Here is a 5,072-nt window from a genome sequence, read left to right as displayed (position 1 = left end):
GGGTGTGGTCGAGGGCTGATGCGTGTGCGTTGGTGGCGGCGCGGGGGCGGTTGATGGGTGGGTTGCCCGAAGGCGGCGCCATGCTCGCCGCCGCGGTGACCGAGCAGCGCGCCGTCGAGCTCATCGCCGCGCACGGGAACGCGCTGTCGGTGGCAGCCGTGAACGGCCCGTCGTCGGTCGTGATCTCCGGTGACGCGGACGCCGTCGATCAAGTCGAGCGACAGCTGTCGGATGCGGGCGTCAAGACATCCCGGCTGCGTGTCAGCCATGCGTTCCATTCCGCGCGGATGGACCCCATGCTGGCCGAATTCCGCGCCGTCGCCCAGCGGCTGACGTACCGGACGCCCACCGTCGCGGTGGTATCGAATGTCTCCGGCGTGCTCGCCGAGGCCGAACTGACCGACCCGGGATACTGGGTCGAGCAGTTGCGCGGTTGTGTGCGGTTCGCGCCGGGGGTGGACGCCCTGGTGGCCGCCGGCGTCCGCCGCTTCGTCGAAATCGGCCCGGACGCGGTGCTCGCGGCGACGACACGCCGGTGCCTGGCCGAACATCCGGAGGTGGAAGCCGAGTCGATGGTGACCGCCGCGTCACGTCGTTCGGCCGATGAGGTGACGCAGTACGTCACCATGCTCGCGCACGCCCACACGGCCGGTATCGACGTGCACTGGCGGCCGCTGTTCGCCGGCCGGCCGCTGACCCGCGTGGCCCTGCCGACGTATGCGTTCCAACGACAGCGGTACTGGTTGGAACCGCTCGCGATCGAGCCGTCACTGAAGTCGTCGGATCATCCGATGCTCACCGGCGCCGTGCCGTTGGCCGGGCGGGACGAATGGCTGTTCACCGGCCGGCTGTCGGTGCGGACGCATCCGTGGCTGGCCGACCACGTCGCCTTCGGGTCGGTGCTGCTGCCGGGCACCGCCTTCGTGGAACTGGCGCTGACCGCGGGCGCCCGGCTCGGCACCGATCTCGTCGAGGAACTGCTGCTGGAGGCGCCGCTGCTGCTCGCCGACGACACGGCGGTCGACGTCCAGCTGACCGTCGAACCCGCCGACGAGGCGGGCGGGCGCCGGTTCGTCATCTATTCGCGCGCGGTCGCGGCCGAGGATGCCGATGCGGGCGAGTGGGTGCCGCATGCCAACGGTGTCCTCGCCCCCGGGACGGAAGGTGTTCCCGCGTGGGTCGAATCGAGCTGGTTCGCCTCGGCAGAGGACGCGGAATGGCCGCCGGCCGAGGCCGAACCCGTGCCGGTGGACCGGCTCTACGACCGGTTGGCGCGCCTCGGGTTCGATTACGGCCCGGTGTTCCAGGGCGTCACGTCGGCCTGGCGTGACGGTGACGACCTGCTCGCGGAGGTGTCGCTGCCAGCCGAATCGAGCGACCAGGCACCGGCTTTCGGGATGCACCCCGCCCTGCTGGACGCCGCCTTCCACACCGCGATCACCGAACTGGCCCAGGACATGCCCGCGGGCAGGCTGCCGCTGCCGTTCTCGTTCGGCGGGGTCCGGCTGTACCGCGCGGGGACGGCCGCCGTCCGGGTGCGGCTGGAGCGCTCGGGCGCCGGACGCGTTCGGGTGACCGCCGTCGACGACACCGGTGCGCCCGTGCTGAGCCTGGAATCGCTCACCGCTCGCCCGGTGGATGCCGAGGCGCTCGGCCGCGGGGCCGGGCGGCGCGCCTCCTTGTCGGACATCGAATGGGTCCCGGTGCCTGCGGCCCCGGGCGGGACGGCCGCGACGGTCGCGCTGCTCGGCGACGCCGAGGTGGCCGGTGCCGAGCGCCGCGGCGAGGAACTCGCCGATCTGCTCGGCGACCAGGCGCCGGAGATCGTCGTGTGGTCGCCCACCGGGGCAGGGAGCGACGTGCCGGCACGGACGCGAGCCTGGCTGCGGGCGACGCTGGAGCTGTTGCGGGCGTGGCAGGCCGGGGAACGCGGGCGCGAGGCGCGACTGGTGATCCTGACGCGGGGAGCCGCCGGCCTGCCGGACGAGCGGCCGGACCCGGCGGGCGCGGCGGTGTGCGGCCTGGTGCGCAGTGCCCAGGCCGAGCACCCCGGCCGGTTCGTTCTCCTGGACGCCGGTCCGGAGGACGACGTCACCGCCGAGATGGTCACCGCGGCGGTGCGGTCGGACGAACCGCAGCTGGCCGTGCGCGGCGGTGGACTGCGCGTCCCTCGGCTGCGCAAGCAGCACGCGGCGGTGACGGCGGACGGCGATTCGTTCGGTCCGGGCGCGGTGCTGATCACCGGCGGCACCGGCGGACTGGGAGCGGAGGTGGCGCGGCACGTCGTCGCCACGCACGGCGCGCGGCGACTGGTGCTGGTGTCGCGGCGCGGTGAACACGCCGACGGGGTGGCCGCGCTGGTCGGCGAGCTGACCGCCGCGGGCGCGCGGGTGCGCGTAGCGGCCTGCGACGTGAGCGATCGGGCCGCGGTCGCGGCGCTGCTGGCCGGACTGCCCGGCGAATTCGCGCCCAGCGCGGTGATCCATTCCGCGGGTGTGCTCGACGACGCCACCATCGAGACCTTGACCGCCGGGCAGCTCGATCGGGTGCTGGCGTCGAAGGCCGACGCCGCGTGGCATCTGCACGAGCTGACCCGCGACCTCGCGGCCTTCGTGCTGTTCTCCTCGGTCGCGGGTGCGGTCGGCGCTCCCGGCCAGGGCAACTACGCTGCGGCGAACGCGTTCCTGGACGCGCTGGCGTTCCGGCGGCGCGCGGCGGGACTGCCCGCGGTATCGATCGCGTGGGGCTCGTGGAACCAGAGCATCGGCATGACCAGCGGTCTGGGCGGCGCGGCGATGGCGCGGATGGGCCGGCTCGGCGTGCGGCCGTTGACGACGGCGGACGGCTTGGCGCTGTTCGATCGCGCCCTCGCCGCGCCGTCGCCGGTCCTGATCGCGACGGAGTTCGATACCGAGGCGCTGGCGGTGCAGGCCCGCGAAGGGGCGCTGCCGCGGCTGCTGCAGTCGATCGTCGCGGTGCCCGTGCGGCGGGCCGCCGACACGAGCGGGACGTTGGCGCGGCGCTTGGCCGCCGCGCCGGAACAGGAGCGTGCGGCGATCGTGCTGGACGTCGTGCGCGAACAGGTCGCCGGTGTGCTCGGCCATATCTCCGGCGACGCCATCGACCCCGCCGCGCCGTTCACCGAGCTCGGCTTCGATTCGCTGGCCGGGGTGGAGTTCCGCAATCGCCTCGCCAAGGCCACCGGCGTGCAGCTGCCGTCCACGCTGGTGTTCGACCATCCCACCGCCGCGGCCGTGGCCGCGTTCGTGCGCTCCCGGGTCGGTGACGGGGACGAGGCGGACGCGGGCCGCGCCGCCCGCGTCAAACGCCGCGTCCGCACCGACGAGCCCATCGCGATCGTGGGCATGAGCTGCCGGTACCCGGGCGGCGTCAGCTCACCCGACGGGCTGTGGGAGCTGGTGGCGGCCGGAACGGACGCGATCGGCGAGTTCCCGGCCGACCGCGGCTGGGATCTGGACCGGCTGTTCCATCCCGATCCCGACCATTCCGGGACCTCGTATCTGCGGTACGGCGGCTTCCTCTCCGACGTCGCGGAGTTCGACGCGGGATTCTTCGGGATCGGGCCGCGGGAGGCGGCGGCCATGGATCCCCAGCAGCGCTTACTGCTCGAGGCGTCCTGGGAAGCGCTGGAGCACGCCGGCATCGACCCGGCGTCGTTGCGCGGCAGCGACGCGGGCGTTTTCACCGGCGTGTCGTACCAGGACTACGAGGAGATCGCCAAAGCCGCGGGCGCGATCGCGGAAGGTTATGTCGGCACCGGCTCGACCAGCAGCGTGCTCTCCGGCCGGGTCGCCTACACGCTGGGTCTGGAAGGTCCGGCGGTAACCGTGGATACGGCGTGTTCGTCGTCTCTGGTGGCCATCCATCTGGCCTGTCAGGCACTGCGCCAAGGGGAGAGTTCGCTGGTGCTGGCCAGTGGCGCGCAGGTGATGTCGACGCCGTTCATGTTCTTGGAATTCTCCCGTCAGCGCGGGTTGTCGCGCGACGGGCGCTGTAAGGCGTTCTCGGCGTCGGCGGACGGCGTGGGCTGGTCCGAGGGTGTCGGTGTGCTGGTGCTGGAGCGTTTGTCGGACGCGCGGCGCGCGGGGCACGAGGTGCTGGCGGTGATTCGCGGTTCGGCGGTGAATCAGGACGGTGCGAGCAATGGTTTGACCGCGCCGAACGGTCCGTCGCAGGAGCGGGTGATCGCTTCGGCGCTGGCCGCGGCGGGGTTGGCGCCCGCGGATGTGGATGTGGTGGAGGCACACGGCACCGGGACGCCGCTGGGTGATCCGATCGAGGCACAAGCGCTGATCGCGACCTACGGACAAGGGCGCGCGGAACCGTTGTGGGTCGGATCCCTGAAATCGAATATCGGTCATTCGCAAGCCGCCTCGGGGATCGGCGGCGTGATCAAGATCGTGCAGGCGCTGCGGCACGAGACGTTGCCGAAGACCTTGCACGTGGACGCGCCGTCGCCGCATGTGGATTGGTCGGCGGGCGCGGTGCGGCTGCTCACCGAGGAACGGCCGTGGCCCGCGTCGGTGGACCGGGTGCGCCGGGCCGGTGTGTCCTCGTTCGGGATCAGCGGCACCAACGCGCACCTGATCCTCGAGGAGGCCGCCGCAGGCGCGGAGCACGCCGCCGCGCCGGTCACCACGGACGGTCCCGCCGCGGGCGCGGGCATGGTGCCGCTGGTGGTGTCGGCGAAAACCGAAGCGGGACTGCGTGCGCAGGCCGCCCGGCTGCGCGAGTGGGTGGCGGCGCATCCGGAGGCGGACCCGGCGGATGTCGCGCACACCCTGCTGACCACGCGCACGCGGTTCGATCGGCGCGGCGTCGTCATCGCGGGCGACCGCGAGGCCATGCTGACCGGACTGGCGGACCTGGCGGCGGGTGTTTCGTCACCGGGGGTGGCGGAAGGCGCTTCGGTCGGCGGCAAGATCGCGTTCTTGTTCACGGGTCAGGGTGCGCAGCGGGTGGGTATGGGGGCGGGGTTGTATGCGGCGTTTCCGGTGTTTGCTGCGGTTTTCGATGAGTTGTGTGGGGAGTTCGATCCGCTGTTGGGGGTT

The 5,072-nt window shown here is 72.7% G+C and carries 1 protein-coding gene; it reads left to right on the top strand.

The genetic code is table 11. The annotated features are described in order from the left end of the window. Positions 1-2 precede the first annotated feature (2 nt). Positions 3-5,072: SDR family NAD(P)-dependent oxidoreductase (locus ABZ552_RS34000; protein WP_357441945.1), on the top strand; the 5,070-nt coding region annotated here is incomplete at its 3' end.

Source organism: Nocardia sp. NPDC019219 (genome assembly GCF_040632645.1).
Taxonomy (GTDB): domain Bacteria; phylum Actinomycetota; class Actinomycetes; order Mycobacteriales; family Mycobacteriaceae; genus Nocardia; species Nocardia sputorum.
The sequence above is the reverse complement of the archived record's forward strand: the minus strand, read 5'-3'. Positions and strand labels throughout refer to the sequence as shown.